This is a genomic window from Oceanobacillus sp. M60 (assembly GCF_053839645.1).
This window is the reverse complement of sequence record NZ_JBSSNH010000002.1, coordinates 137,520-151,538: the sequence shown is the minus strand read 5'-3', so window position 1 is coordinate 151,538 and position 14,019 is coordinate 137,520. Positions and strand designations below refer to the sequence as shown.

The following is a 14,019-nucleotide window of genomic DNA, read 5'->3' as shown; positions in this document are numbered from 1 at the left end:
TATGTACAAAACGTTGTAATAGCATGGCGATAATTACTTCCAAATAGTGGTTGTAGAACGACCTGTTTAAATATCCAACTCTTATCTCATCCGATGAAGCTATAGCTGCCATACTGCTAAATTTGATTTACCAATCCTTTTATTCAATATTTACCCGAATATCTGCTTCCAGTTCATCCCCTTCCAAACTGAGATATTCCCAGCCGCCTTGTAAACTGATGGTTTCTGTATGTTCTCCCTGGCCTTCAAATAATAATTTCTGCTCTGAATCAGCGGTATTCCAAAATACTTCTGCTTCTCCGCTTTCGATGTTTGCGTTATAGGTAATCTGAACCTTCTTTCCTTCACTTCCATCAAGCGATGCACCGCCAAATAAATTTTCTGTGCCTGAGAATTGTTGATATACCGCTTCATACGTTCCTGTATAATCATCTTCTCCAAATGCTCTTTCTCCTTCTAATGATTTATCTTTTGTTAAGGAGGGTTCACCAAAAAACCGGTAAGTTTATCGCCTGCTTTTCGTATACTTTCACTAAAAAAAGTTTTCATCTTCATTTGATCCGGAGGAACTGCACCCAACAAGTATAATAAAAGTAGTAGTAAAAGCGACTAAAATTAATAATTGTTTTTTCATCTATACTGCTCCTTTCTCCCTACGTTTTTTCATATTCCAACGGCAAATAAAATAAATCACCAACAAAACCAGCGCAGGAATATTTTGAGCAATGAACATATAAGCTTTCATACTGAATGTCATATCGGAAAAGAAATCTGATTTTAAAAACATATATATGGAATACCCGAAGGATACGATCGGGAATAAAAGCCCCATAAATCGATTCTTTCTAGTCGATAAATAAAACTGGATTCCTAAAATCAAAACTCCTCCAACAAAGATAAGCAGCAGCTCCATTAGACTTAAATGCATAACCTGTCCCCTCTTTCATACATATAACATAACTTATTGAACAATTTTGTAATAAACGCGTGCCGTTATTCGGTAGATGACCACATAAACAATCAGGAAAACCAGAAAAGCGATCAGCACACTGATTGGGAATAAGTTCACCTGATTAATCATGATCAGAATCATTAATTTCCTCATGAGGAGGAAAATCGCTAAAATATGGATTCCTGTTACGACGACAGGGAGAAAAAAGACGGTTAAAATCTGAGATTTAATGGCTTTTTTAATTTCCGATTGATTCAACCCGATTTTTTGCAGGATAGAAAAACGCTCTTTATCGTCATAAGCCTCAGAAGTTTGTTTATAATAAATAATCAGTACCGTCATTAATAATAGTAAGACAGCTAAATTCAAAACAATGAACAAAACGCCACTTCGGAGGGCCTGTAAGTCACTTGCTGCTTCTGATCGTGTGTCTACAACGACAATATCCATATCTTCCTTTTTCATATTTGAGCGCAGCTGTTCTCCAAATGCTATTTCCTGATCGTCATTTACTCCTTGTTCCAAGCTGATTTGTGTAGAAACGTTTGTGCTTGCAGCATAGTCACCCAATATTTCTTTTTGCTGGTGCTCTATTTGTCGAAGGGTTTCTATATCATCAACAATCATGTAATAGGTGTCACTAATTAAACTTGTCGTTTCATTGTCTATAGAAAATTCTTTCATATCTTCCATGACAGTGGCGGGAAATTGAAAATCCATCAGTGAAAGCGTTCCATTTGTATATTCATCCCCTGTTCCATGTACATATACTTCATTTTCATCAAGCGACAGGTTATCTCCAGTTAACTGATTATAGCTTTCCTGATCGGTCATATATAAATTGATCGGACTCTCATTCGCTAACATGGAATAGGCATCTTTTGTAACTTCGAAGCCATCGCCCGCAGCAAGTGTTACAAAATTTAGATAGGTATAAGAAGATGAACCGGTAACGGTATTGTTGGTTTCAGAAGCTGTTTGATCAATCAGCTCACTTAATTTTGCTTTGATTTCTTCCTCTGTTTCATCTGTCTCCTCTGGTAATCTTACCTCTGAAATCACATTACCTGAATAGGTTGCATCATCACTCTCAGATACGATATATAAGGAAACCGCAATCGAAAGTAAAAGAATCACACCGACAGATAAGATGGTAATGTTCCCAAGACCTACTGCATTCTTTTTCATCCGGTAAAGCATGCCGGAAACAGGGATAAAATGGTTGGTCTGATAGTAATAGTTTTTATTATTTTTTAAAATTTTGAGTACAGCAATACTTCCGGTGGTAAATAAGAGATACGTACCGGCAATAATCAATACTGCTGCAAGAAAAGCATAAGGCATACCACTAATGGGAGATTGCAGGGTTAACACAATATAATAACCCCACCCAGTTAATAAAACACCAAGAATCGAAAAGAAGATTTTGGTTTTTGGCTCTTTTTCACCGACATTTCCGCTTTTTAAAAGCTCTATCGGGTTGGCTAATCGAATTTGAGAGATGTTCCCCAATAAAATCAATAGAAAAATGATGCTAAAGAAGCTTAGTGTCCATATCACCGCTTCGGAAGAAAACTCAGACCCAAGAGCTACATCCGCACCCATCATTTGGCGAATCAATAATACACAAACTTTATTAAGGATGGTGCCTGCAACAAATCCTACGACCATGCTGAATACAGCAATATATAAGGTTTCGTAAGCAAGCATTTCGCGTGACTTGCTGCCTTAATACTATGCGTTACCATCAAAATCGTTTGTCCCTCTTTATTAATTTGTCCGAAATGCTCCAGCAATTCATCTGTAGATTTGGAATCCAGGGCGCCCGTCGGCTCATCTGCCAATATTAATTCCGGATCAGCAATCAATGCTCTGGCAACTGCCGCTCTTTGCTTTTGACCGCCTGATACTTCATACGGGAATTTAGTCAAGATATGCTCGATGCCAAGTTTCTTTGCTATCGGCATTAGTTTGTGCTCCATTTCCTTATGCTTTTTTCCGGATAAAACAAGTGGAACAAAGATATTATCCTGTATCGAGAACATATCTAAAAGGTTGAAATCCTGAAATACAAATCCGAGGTTATTACGCCGGAATTCAGAAATTTCTTTTTCAGGTATTTGCACAATATTTTTCCGGTTCAGCAATACATTACCGCGTGTTGGCTTATCCAATGCCGCCAGAATATTTAATAACGTCGTCTTACCGGAGCCGGATTCCCCCATAATAGCTATATAATCTCCTGCGTCCACGCTGAAAGAGACATCAGAAAGTGCTTCTACTTGATTTCCTCCAAACCTCGTTGTATAGACCTTTCTTAAATGTTGAACTTGTAAAAGTGTCATGGTACATCTCCTTTGTTTCTAACATTTTTGTTAGATTGGCTATTCTGTTGTCATTTGTTTATCATCAAACACGATAGAAACCTTCGTTCCCTTTTTAGGCTCCGATTCAATTTTTATTTGATGCTCCAATTTCGTCAGGATTTGCTAAAAGGTAAAGCCCAATTCCACTGGCGCTCTTATGCTCGCGTCCTGTAAACCCTGTGAAATTTCTTTCAGCTACACGAGGGATATCTTCTGGGCGAATACCGATGCCTGTATCCTCTATCACGACAGCATTTTCTTCCAAGTAAATAGAGATGGCTCCTTCCTTTGTATATTTCAACGCATTGGATACAATTTGTTCGAGCACAAAGCTCAGCCATTTTGAATCGGTAACGATGCGTTGATCTATCCCGTCATAATGAACAGATAGTCTTTTCCGAATAAAGACAGAAGCATATTTTTTGAGGCTTTCACGAATCATGGCATCCAAGTCCACTTTTTGAAAATGATAATCCGTCGAAGTGCTTCCTAAACGTACATACTGTAATATCAATTCGACGTATTGATCGATTTTGAATAACTGTTCCCTCATTTCTTCCGTCACTTCCCTATCCTCATCTTGAAGAATTAAATGAAGGGCAGAAATCGGTATTTTTATCTGATGGACCCACATGGTGAAATAATCTAAAATCTCCTGCTCTTTTTCCGCTTTTGTATTTTCCAGCTGAGAATGTGCTGCACTCAATTTTTTCAGTAAATCCTGATAGTCACTTTCTATTAAATTACCCGGCAGCGGTAATTGCTGTATCTCCATATGCGTTTGCTTTTGATGAAAGGTGGGGAGAAATGTATAATCAAATTCATAAATAAATTCACGAAAATATACAATCAGGGAGATGTATAAAATGGATGAAAAAATAACTGGAGAAATAAAACGTTCTTCAAAAGCAGAAGACATTCTAGCTCAAATTAATAGTAAAACGAAGCTGGGAGACTTACGAAAAATCGCAAAGGAGATAAAAAAAGATCATGAACTAGCTCTGGAGCTTTGGTCGACCGAAGCATTTTTACCCAGACTATTAGCCATCTTAATTATGGATAAAAAGCTTCTTTCAGAAGATGTGCTTAATAAGCTTGATGAGGATATGCAAATTCACACGTTTGATGAACGAAATAACTTAATGGACTGGTTAATGGCTAATCAGCTTACCAAGGACAAAAAGAGAATTGCATTGATGCAGTCATGGGAAAATAGCCCCCGCGCTCTCCAAAGGCGAGCTTTCTGGTATTATCAAGCGCGCTTGAGATGGATCGGACAAGCACCGCCTGATAATACTGCAGAGCTGCTAGCTGCATTAGAAGCTAATATTATGCAGGAAGAACCGGAAGTTCAATGGGCTATGAATTTCACAGCAGGCTGGATAGGTATTTATGATGAAAAAAATCGTTCACGCTGTATGAAACTTGGCGAGAAAACGGGCCTTTACAAGGATGAAATAGTAGCAAAAGGATGTACTCCCAGCTATTTGCCGGAGTTTATTACGATTGAAATTAACAAACGACATCATATTTAATCACCTTTAATTTACTACTTTCGCGTTACAATTCTAATCCGTCTAAAAATAGTGGACTAGAATAATAAAAGGAGCGCTTCTTTTATAAAAGAACCAGCACCTCTTTTACTATCGATAAGCAATATTGGATCCAATATTGCTTATCGATAGTTTTGCGTTTGAGAGTAAATATCATATTAATTTTAGATTAACAGCTTTTCAAAACAACTCTTCTTCATATTGTCTTTTTCACACCTGCAATTTATAGTGTCTTCACAGCACTGATTCAATAAACTGCTGTGCAGTCAACACACTAGCAAATTCATCATGAATCGTTGCCAGCGACAAATGATGGATGGTATCTGCATCTATGAATTTACCATGATGATCTTTCATTCCAAACGCAGCAGTGGCATCTGAAAGCAGATACGTTTTATACCCTAAATTCCCGCTCATTCTTGTCGTGGTAGATACGCAATGCGGTGTGGTTAAACCAGCAATTGCAATGGTATCAATATGACATGCTTGCAAATATTCATCTAAATGCGTTCCAATAAAAGCACTGTTCACTCTTTTTGTTATTACTTTTTCTTGTTCCAAAGGAGCGACCGTTTGTTTAATAGGAAATCCCTTTCCTTTATAATAAAATACAGACTCCGGATTATCTGAAATGTGCTGAATATGAATAATCTCCCATTGATGTTCCCGACATCTGTCTAATACTTCCTTCATCTGTTCTTCTGCATCAGGATTATTCCGTTCACCCCATTTTTTATCATCAAATGCCTTTTGCACATCAATCATAATTATAGCTTTCTTTCCTTCCATAACATCACCCCATCATTCTTTTTATGCCTCTCCTCTTCTAACATCTTATTTTATATAAAAAGGCAAAGCTTTTACATCATCTTAAAAAGGAAATTTGAGTGTTTGGCTTTTCATAATTAGGAACTTAAGTTATTCTGTTTTATAAAAAAAGGTTGAGGTATTATATGGACCAAATCGATAGAGAAATTTTGAGGATATTACAGGAGAATGCGAAAATCTCCATGAAGGAGTTAGCAAAAGCCGTTCACTTAACCTCCCCGTCCGTCATAGAAAGAGTACGAAGATTAGAAGAGCAGCAAATTATCGAAGGTTATCATGCGCATGTCTCCTTAAAAAAGCTGCATCGTCCCATTATTGCACTTGTCATGTTTAAATCTACTGATTGTAAAGCGTTATCGAACTTTTGTAATAATCATCCGGATGTGCTTGAGTGTTATCGAGTTGCCGGAGAAGTGAGCTATATTGCCAAATTAGCCACACATTCAGTGGAAAGCTTAGAACAATTTATTGATGAAACGATGCAATATGGAACACCATCAACAAATATTGTGCTGTCTTCCTATGAAAAGAAAGTAATTGATGCGTTTGATATGGAAGAATAAAAAATGAGTGGATTGTATAATCCCTCTCATTTTTGTCATTCATTTCCAAATCTCTTCCAAAGACATTATAATCAATATACCTTTAAATTGATAAGAGCTTCCCTCTGACGCAATAAATACTAGTTGTATTCACTTAAAAATTCTTCTATTTTTTGTCTGGTTGTTTGATTAGCTGTACTTTCCCAGTTAGTGTCATAACTATGATCAGAAAACGGAAAATAATAAGCTTGGTTGTCTATATTATTTTCTTCGAGTTTTTCATGCAGTATCTCTATTTGCTCTTCAGGTATTACTTTATCTTTTAGACCGACAAATGAAATCGTGGGTGCAGAAGTTTCATTTACATACTGGATAGGAGACATTTGAAGATAACGATGTTTGATTTCTTCTGTTTTTGGCTGGCCATCCATGAGCTGTTCAAGCAGTGGCTGAATAAATTCTTTACTATTAGTATCATCATAGAGCTGTAATAAATCCGATGGCCCATATAGATTAATAATAGAATTTATTTCCACGGTGGAATCGGAATCCGTTTCTCTGGGAGCAAGGCTGTTTTCCTTTAAATCCGTATACCCTGTTAACAATGCTAAATGGCCCCCGGCAGAAGATCCTATTAAATTAATTCTGTTTATATCTAAATGATATTCATCCGCACGTTCAACAATCCAGTTTACCACATCATGTGTATCTGAAATTTGTTTTTGCCACATGTCGGGTCCATTTTGACTGTATTCCACATTAAATACAACATATCCTTTCGAATTAAACCATTTACTCCATGAGGAAACCTCATTTTTATCCCCGCTGCTCCATCCTCCGCCATGAATATTTACGATAACAGGACGATTTTCATCATTCACTTTTGTATCCCATACATCCAGTAATAAATCTCCATCTTCCGCAGTTTTATAAACAACATCTTCTTCTAAATCGGAATACGTATCTGTTCCAGAAAAAGAGAATGTATAGTTATCCATCAATGCAGTTTCTGCGTCAATACGATCTGCATAATATTGGTTTTGAATCCCAGATAGGAGCGCGATTCCTAAAAAAGAAATACAGTTGACCGCCCAAATCATTTTTAAAAATAATGCAGATTTTTTCCAAATAAGAAGGAGTAAAATAATGAAAGCTGCTACACCTAAAATGAATAATGCTACAGGGAATGTGAGCAGGTAAAATGAAATTTGGCCTGAATAGGAACCATATCCACTAGCAAAAAATGTGCGCCAAAGCAAAACACACACGCCAGTTAGCACGAGTAAACTAGCAATAATACCAATTTTGTTGAAAATAGATTTAAATTTTGTAAATGTCATTTCTTTTCTCTCTTTCGTTAGTATGTCTGAATAGCGGTACCCTGAAAAGAGATTTTTGAAACTAAAACCTGTTTGTCAGACTACTTTAAATGCGCTAATGTTCACTAGATTTATAACTTTACTTAATTGTTCGCCGTTATTATTTTTATCTATAACATTTTACTCTTATTATTTTTATTTACCACTGAACCATTATTTGGAGTGCACTGGAAGAAAGATTGATATCTCATCTTCTGTAGACATAATAAGTATTTGTTACCATTTCCCCCTTTTTTCTGGTAAGATTCTCTTCCTCTTTGCATTCATATGGCAGGAGAGCATGTTTTACAGATAAAACAAAAAAGATCAAAAACGCTTCATATTATTTAATCTGGATAAAGAAAGCATTATGTAGTTAGATTGGGGTGTAGAAATTCTAGAATAATATATTTTTACACTCCCTTTTTTAAACGAACGTACCTCATACTAAATCATAGAGGGGTTTATCCCTCCTCTTAAAATAACTAACAAAGTCTTTGTTTATTTAAACTTGTGAGATCTATATTCTCCAATTGTTTTAATTGGTTAATTTTAATGGCTAGCATTTCTTCTGTTTTCTTTAATTCTTCCTGATGCTTCTGAAGTTTTTTTGATGCGCTTTTAAAATATCAATTCGTTCACTTAATACTTCTCTATCCCCTTTTAAAAAGCTCATCATTTCTTTTAAATCAGCGATGGAAACATTCGCATTACGTAAGCAGGAAATCACTTCTATCCAAGATAAATCTTCGTCATTCAACCCAGCAACGATAGCCCATGTATCTTCATGTCCCTCCATCAAGCTGCTTGCCTGATTAAAGGGGGTTCTACCCCAAAGATCGACTAAGAATAATACTTCATCCTGATTGTCGAAAGAAGCAATGGCCTCTTCCATTTTTGCTCTTACGTCATCCGGACCTTCACTCGGCATCAACGTAACAGCCTTGACATTCTCTTGCTCTCCAAAGATCATCGCTCCAGACTGCAAGATACCTGTCGCAAATTCACCATGGCTGGCAATGATAATTCCTACCATCTTTTTAACCTCCTTTTTATGTTTGTTAAGGATTAAACTTGTATGAGCCGATTCTAAATAATGATTTTTCAATATTTGAAGCGCTTTCATAAAAAGAAAAAGAGAAAGGAGAGAAGAGTAGTTTAATGAAGTTAAGGATACGAAGTGCCCTTATTCTTCATTCACTACCATTCACTCCTCCCTAATTGAGTTAGTAATATCAAAAATATTAAATGATTATTCTACTAGCTTTCAATGAGTCATCTTTTAATAGTAGCAAACAAAGGTGCTAGAAAATCTAAATAACCGGTAATAAGCTAATTAAACGTTTCAATTATTAATTACTTCTTTATTCTATACTTTATATTTAATTCTCTCCTACCAGCCGTATTTTTTATATCCCCATTCTTTTTCAATATGCTCTTCTTTTTTTATAACGAGTGTTTCGTGAGGTATATCTTTTTCCACATTTAAACCAGGATATAGTGCGCATTCACTTCCTACTTTTACACCTGGGAAGAATATATTATTAATACCTGTCCTAGTATAGTCACCAATAAAAATCGCATTAGAATAGGTATCTGAATAAGTTCTTCCATTTATTTTGTGTATTTGAGGAGTGTCATTAAATCTTACGATTCCACATACACAGGCTGCAGCAATATCTACATATTGGCCAATCACACCATACATTTCACTATAATGAATAGCAGAAATACCTTTCATTGTAACACCCTCAACTTCCGCATTATGTCCTATCCTATTCTCACAACCAATTACAGTATTTGGTTCAAGTTTTGCATAATCTTTAACATACGAGTTATTTCCTATTAAAACAGGGCCATTTATAATAGCACCAGTATCAACATTTACATTATCCCCAATAATGACATTGCCATTAATGGTTACATTCTTACCTATAATTGAATTATTACCTATCTGAATATTACCGTTTATAGTTGATTCTTTAGAAACAGATGAATTGTCCCCAATAGAATATCCGTTTATTTCCTTAGTAAATGAATTAAGATAGTATGCATTCACATTTAATATATCCCATGGAAATTGTAAACTATGCACTTTATCCTGAGCAAATACCGGTTGAATCTTGTTTCCCTCTTTTAAATAATCATTCAATCCATTTTCAATAAATAACTGGTTAGGAATCATAGCCCCTGTCACACGTTGACTGAATCCGTAATTAGCGTACGAAATTGTTTCTAATGCATGCTTATCTAACTTAAATACTCCTGCAACTTCAGAATTAACATAGTGTTCTCGAGCATGGGCTAAAAATTGATTTACTTGATTATTCTCTACAAAAGCCCCAATCATATCAATACTTTTTTGTTTTTTTTCTATTAGTAGAACACTGGTATCTTCTTCTGATTCCTTAAGATATGTCAAATCGTCTAGACTTATAAGACAATTCCCCTTTTGAATAATAACTCCTTCCTTAAATTGTTCTAAATTGTTTCGTAAAAAAACATCTAAATTTAGGGTTGGATCAATACAATTTATTTCCCGATACTTTCGTAATAAATTTCTAGTTTGGTCTGGTTTATAACTAAGAAATACATAGATATCCGATTCCAATATACCGACTTTTAATAATCTATCTATTTGCCAAAAAATCATTTCTTTATTCAATATTGGAAGGCTATTAATTTGATAATGTTTATCAAAAGGAAACATTTTTGGCTCTATTTCACCACATAATATAAAAGCTTTCATTGTTTTCCTCCTCATCTTATCTTGGAGTTTTATTAATCTAAATAAAACTCCAAGATAAGAGTGTCTAGAGAATGTTAACCTCTGTCGGGTTTATTTATATATAGTATGCATCAAATAGTAATTTTTTGTTTGATACAGTGCAAACCCTAAATTAAAAGGCTTTCCATTCTTCATACAAGCAATAATTTTTGTATCAATTAACGGTGCTCCTTCTTCAACATCCAAAAATTCAGCAATTTTTGAATTAGCTAAGGTAGCACTAATTCGTTGATCTATAAATTCATAGGATACTCCTTGCTCATTTAAATACTCATAAATAGAGTTTTCGCAAATTTCCACATTTAAATCTTTAACAATTGATGCATCAAAATATTCTATCTCATAAATAACTGCCACTTTATCAGCATATCTAATTCGTTCAACTAACCAAAGTTCTTCTCCAGCAGCGATTTTCATATCTTCAGCTTGTACAGCATTCGCTTTTACTTTTTCCAATTTAAGTAATTTTGTAGAAGGTTCCATTCCTCTATTTTTCACTTCTGAAGTAAATCCAATTCCAGCTTTGAATCCAAAAAATTTTGGTATGGGGTTAACAAAAGTTCCTATTCCCTTTTTTTTGGATAGTATTTTTTCATTAACAAGTTCTTCAATTCCTCGTCTAACTGTTATTCTTGACACTGAAAGGTTATTAGATAATTCTAATTCTGATTCAATAATTTGATGTGGTTGATAAATACCCGCCTTAATTTGACTTAGTATATAATTTTTAACAATCTCATATTTAGGTGCGTTATTAGTCATAATAAATATCCTCTCTAACTATTATAATCTGTTGTTATTATACCATCAGAAAGAATATTAATCACTTTGTAAATTATTTCCAATAACCGTAGTATTGGTTAAAGAGTCTATCATTGTACTCATCAGCACCATCTAAATTTGAACTCTTAAATACAGGTATTTCTAACTCTGCTTCTTTTAGGCGTGAAATTACACCAATAATAACCGATTGCGCAATTCCAATTCCTGTAAAATCAGATGTAGGCCCTAAATCTGCTTCTACTCCTTCTATTCGATAAGCTGCATCTCCTTTTGGAGCATGATTATCAATAGTGACATCAGCAATTTCATAGATATTTTTCCCTGAATCATGCCGGGAAGAAACTGATTGGGTATGCTCCATAGACGTCAAAGCAATCACATTTGCTCCCAGCTTTTTAGCTTCAATACACATTTCAACTGGTATATTATTTCTTCCTGAATTAGAAACGACCATAATTGAATCCCCGGCTTCAACTTTATAAAGAGATAACATATTCTTGGCATATCCATCTAATCGTTCCATATAAGTGCTTTTATTTGGCATTTGATGCAACATTACTTCAGGTGGGAGAATACCTTTCACATAAGCTAGTCCTCCTGCCCTAATATAAATTTCCTCTGCTACCATATGGGAGTGACCTGATCCAAAAATATAAAAACGACCGCCATCTTTACAACTATCAAAAATTAACTCTGTAGCCTTATCAATTGATTTTTCTTCATTTTGCACAACTTGCTCCCATGTATTGCTCAAATAATTCAAAAACTTTTTAACTTCTGTTTTAGTAGTCATTTGATCTCCACCTTTTCTTATTATGAATTCATATTAACACAACATGTTATAACAAGTAAAGGATTTAATATGTTCTTCGATTTTATTAATTAATTTCTCCGCCTCGCCTACTTTAAAGAAACTACTTTGAGCCTCGTACATATCAGTTTTATATAAATCCTTTTCTGCAAAGTAAAATAAATAATCATTTGTAAGACTAAAAATTAAAGCTTGATATTTGCTTCTCAATTTCTCTGTTAAGTTAGAAGTTATTTCTCCGGGTATAAAGACAATTAATTGACTATCTAATAGGCCTATCCAAAAAGGAACTTTAATTGAAGAAATATCATTTAAGGTGTCTTTCATTTTAATAGTGGCACGCTTTCCTTCAATTTCTACTTCAATTAATCTGCTTTCTTCTACACTATTTTCCTCTTTTAACTTCCATTTTAATTCCTCTATAGAAATTTGTTCCTCTCTCTTAGAAATATTACTTACATCTTTAGTTTTTAATCTTATTGATTTTTCGACAAAAGAAATTCGTTCTAATGTTTCTTTTTCTTTTAAGTACTCTTTCTCTCTTATAAACTGGCCATATAGTGAATTACTAAAAAATCTAGATTGGCTGAAACTTTGTTTTTCTCTTGTAAACCGTGTACTAATATTTGCACTGCTTCCATTGATAAAACTTACTAAATCAAAAGACTCGTTCATTTTTTCATAAAAACCAGATAGAAAATCTGCTGAAATTAAATAATTACTAGAAGACAAAACAGTAGGGTGACATGAATAATTAACTATAGCTGTTTTGCTTGTATCAGTAATAATTTCAAATACGGTCATTATTTGATCTATCTTTTTCGAAGGTTGATGTCTATTCGTAGCAACTTTATGAATATTCGTTTTACTGATACTGTAATTAAAAGTTTTCATTTTATATTTACTCAATACTATTGATTCAGTTATTAATAAAATAAGATGCTCTTCCATGTAGCTATCATAGTCTCCAAAAATCCCTGTTAAACCACTCTTTATTTTTTTATTTGTATTAATCATTCCACTGGGGCCCGAATGGGTATGTGTTGCAAAAAGAAACAAGTCGAATTTATGAGAATCAGTTAAGACATTTTCTTTAATTATTTTTTTAACTTTATAGCGTAATGTACTGTCAATACCTATCACATCAAGTGATATGAAAAATAAGTAATGATGATTGGATTCATCAAAAAATGTATGAGTTTTAACAAATAATGGATCGTGTTCTCCTTTACACTCTCTAACAGGATAATAACCGCTTAACCCCTTAACTTTAATATAATTAATTTTCTTTTCTGAAAAACCATATCGAATTACCATTAATATTCCTCCTTAATAACCGAACATCACCTATTATAATATGTTATAAATACATGATATTCAATGGTTAAATAATTACAAATAATTTACATATAGTTCCAATTACGAACATAAAGCAGACATCTTAGTGATATTTGATACTAATTTTCAATAGTATATGCATTAAATATATACTAGTCTTGCGATCTTTTTTTGCCGCCAAATACAGTGTATTTCACCTGTTTAATGCATTTATAGGCTTATAAGCATAACATGATAAATTATAAGAGATTTTATGTTGTATATCGACAAATACTGAAATTATGTGATGAGGGAGGTAGTTAGTAAATATCGCAGCGCTGACTCGCCATTCACTTTAAAAGCTACAAAACGTGGATCGATAGCTTTACAAAAAAGCGCCAATAAAATGAGGTCTCTTATCTCATTTTATTAGTGCTGCTCCTGGGTATACGACCTTATCCCTGTCAGACGAACTATGACTACAATTTCTCTAAAGATATAGTAGTCGATATAGGAATAAAGCGCATAATCTTCATAAAACATATATTCCATTTTCAACTGTTAAATCCATTTGATAAATGAAACCGAATCTATGGACTAGGAGCCAAATTCGAATATAATCAACGAGCCTCTAGATTAAACTTTTCTAAAATAGCAAATAAGGCAGCTTGTTGTAGTGACGTTGGCACTTATTTGTTTTAAAGGCGATTGTATTCTTTGT

At 34.2% G+C, this 14,019-nt stretch carries 13 protein-coding genes and 1 pseudogene; 2 read left to right on the top strand and 12 right to left on the bottom strand.

Translation table 11 applies throughout. From position 1 onward, the window contains the following. Positions 1 to 150: 150 nt before the first annotated feature. The 5 genes from ACW0TQ_RS04920 to ACW0TQ_RS04900 all read right to left on the bottom strand — a co-directional run bounded on the left by ACW0TQ_RS04920 (position 151) and on the right by ACW0TQ_RS04900 (position 4,093). Positions 151 to 441, bottom strand: coding sequence for a hypothetical protein (locus ACW0TQ_RS04920; RefSeq protein WP_212928191.1), 291 nt, complete (start codon positions 439 to 441; stop codon positions 151 to 153). Positions 442 to 634: 193 nt separating this feature from the next. After that, positions 635 to 928 (bottom strand): hypothetical protein, encoded by a 294-nt coding sequence (locus ACW0TQ_RS04915; RefSeq protein WP_212928192.1) that lies wholly within the window; start codon positions 926 to 928, stop codon positions 635 to 637. A 33-nt stretch (positions 929 to 961) separates the two neighbouring features. Continuing rightward, positions 962 to 2,662: an ABC transporter permease gene (locus ACW0TQ_RS04910; protein ID WP_341172978.1), complete on the bottom strand. Its 1,701-nt coding sequence runs from the start codon at positions 2,660 to 2,662 to the stop codon at positions 962 to 964. Beyond that, entirely contained in the window at positions 2,614 to 3,297 is a 684-nt protein-coding gene (locus ACW0TQ_RS04905; protein ID WP_084612973.1) for an ABC transporter ATP-binding protein, read from the bottom strand. Before ACW0TQ_RS04905 ends, ACW0TQ_RS04910 begins: the two co-directional genes overlap by 49 nt. Positions 3,298 to 3,403: 106 nt before the next feature. Continuing rightward, the gene (locus tag ACW0TQ_RS04900; RefSeq protein ID WP_455725396.1) at positions 3,404 to 4,093 is read right to left on the bottom strand and encodes a sensor histidine kinase; all 690 of its coding nucleotides are present in this window, start codon (positions 4,091 to 4,093) and stop codon (positions 3,404 to 3,406) included. Between the two features lie 91 nt (positions 4,094 to 4,184). Here ACW0TQ_RS04900 and ACW0TQ_RS04895 point away from each other — a divergent pair, with 91 nt between their 5' ends. Beyond that, positions 4,185 to 4,853, top strand: a complete 669-nt coding sequence (locus ACW0TQ_RS04895; protein WP_455725395.1) for a DNA alkylation repair protein — start codon at positions 4,185 to 4,187, stop codon at positions 4,851 to 4,853. 252 nt (positions 4,854 to 5,105) lie between these two features. Here the strand turns inward: ACW0TQ_RS04895 and ACW0TQ_RS04890 are convergent, their stop codons facing one another. Then, positions 5,106 to 5,660, bottom strand: a complete 555-nt coding sequence (locus ACW0TQ_RS04890; protein WP_455725394.1) for a cysteine hydrolase family protein — start codon at positions 5,658 to 5,660, stop codon at positions 5,106 to 5,108. A gap of 164 nt (positions 5,661 to 5,824) precedes the next feature. Between ACW0TQ_RS04890 and ACW0TQ_RS04885 the strand changes: the two genes are divergently transcribed. Further along, the gene (locus ACW0TQ_RS04885) at positions 5,825 to 6,262 is read left to right on the top strand and encodes an Lrp/AsnC family transcriptional regulator (protein ID WP_042534056.1); all 438 of its coding nucleotides are present in this window, start codon (positions 5,825 to 5,827) and stop codon (positions 6,260 to 6,262) included. Positions 6,263 to 6,381: 119 nt separating this feature from the next. On the opposite strand, the gene ACW0TQ_RS04880 is transcribed toward ACW0TQ_RS04885, so the two are convergent. The 6 genes and pseudogenes from ACW0TQ_RS04880 to ACW0TQ_RS04855 all read right to left on the bottom strand — a co-directional run bounded on the left by ACW0TQ_RS04880 (position 6,382) and on the right by ACW0TQ_RS04855 (position 13,298). After that, positions 6,382 to 7,581, bottom strand: a complete 1,200-nt coding sequence (locus ACW0TQ_RS04880) for an alpha/beta hydrolase (protein ID WP_042534055.1) — start codon at positions 7,579 to 7,581, stop codon at positions 6,382 to 6,384. 772 nt (positions 7,582 to 8,353) lie between these two features. Next, positions 8,354 to 8,635, bottom strand: a pseudogene (locus ACW0TQ_RS04875) (PTS sugar transporter subunit IIA); the annotation flags it as partial. A gap of 357 nt (positions 8,636 to 8,992) precedes the next feature. Next, positions 8,993 to 10,348 (bottom strand): hypothetical protein, encoded by a 1,356-nt coding sequence (locus tag ACW0TQ_RS04870; RefSeq protein WP_042534054.1) that lies wholly within the window; start codon positions 10,346 to 10,348, stop codon positions 8,993 to 8,995. 90 nt (positions 10,349 to 10,438) lie between these two features. Beyond that, positions 10,439 to 11,149 carry a GntR family transcriptional regulator gene (locus tag ACW0TQ_RS04865; RefSeq protein WP_042534053.1) on the bottom strand — a complete coding sequence of 237 codons (711 nt, stop codon included), beginning with the start codon at positions 11,147 to 11,149 and terminating at the stop codon, positions 10,439 to 10,441. Positions 11,150 to 11,222: 73 nt separating this feature from the next. After that, the gene (locus ACW0TQ_RS04860; protein ID WP_455725393.1) at positions 11,223 to 11,963 is read right to left on the bottom strand and encodes an SIS domain-containing protein; all 741 of its coding nucleotides are present in this window, start codon (positions 11,961 to 11,963) and stop codon (positions 11,223 to 11,225) included. A 33-nt stretch (positions 11,964 to 11,996) separates the two neighbouring features. After that, complete coding sequence (locus tag ACW0TQ_RS04855) at positions 11,997 to 13,298, bottom strand: neutral/alkaline non-lysosomal ceramidase N-terminal domain-containing protein (RefSeq protein ID WP_193062151.1); 1,302 nt, start codon at positions 13,296 to 13,298, stop codon at positions 11,997 to 11,999. Positions 13,299 to 14,019 lie beyond the last annotated feature (721 nt).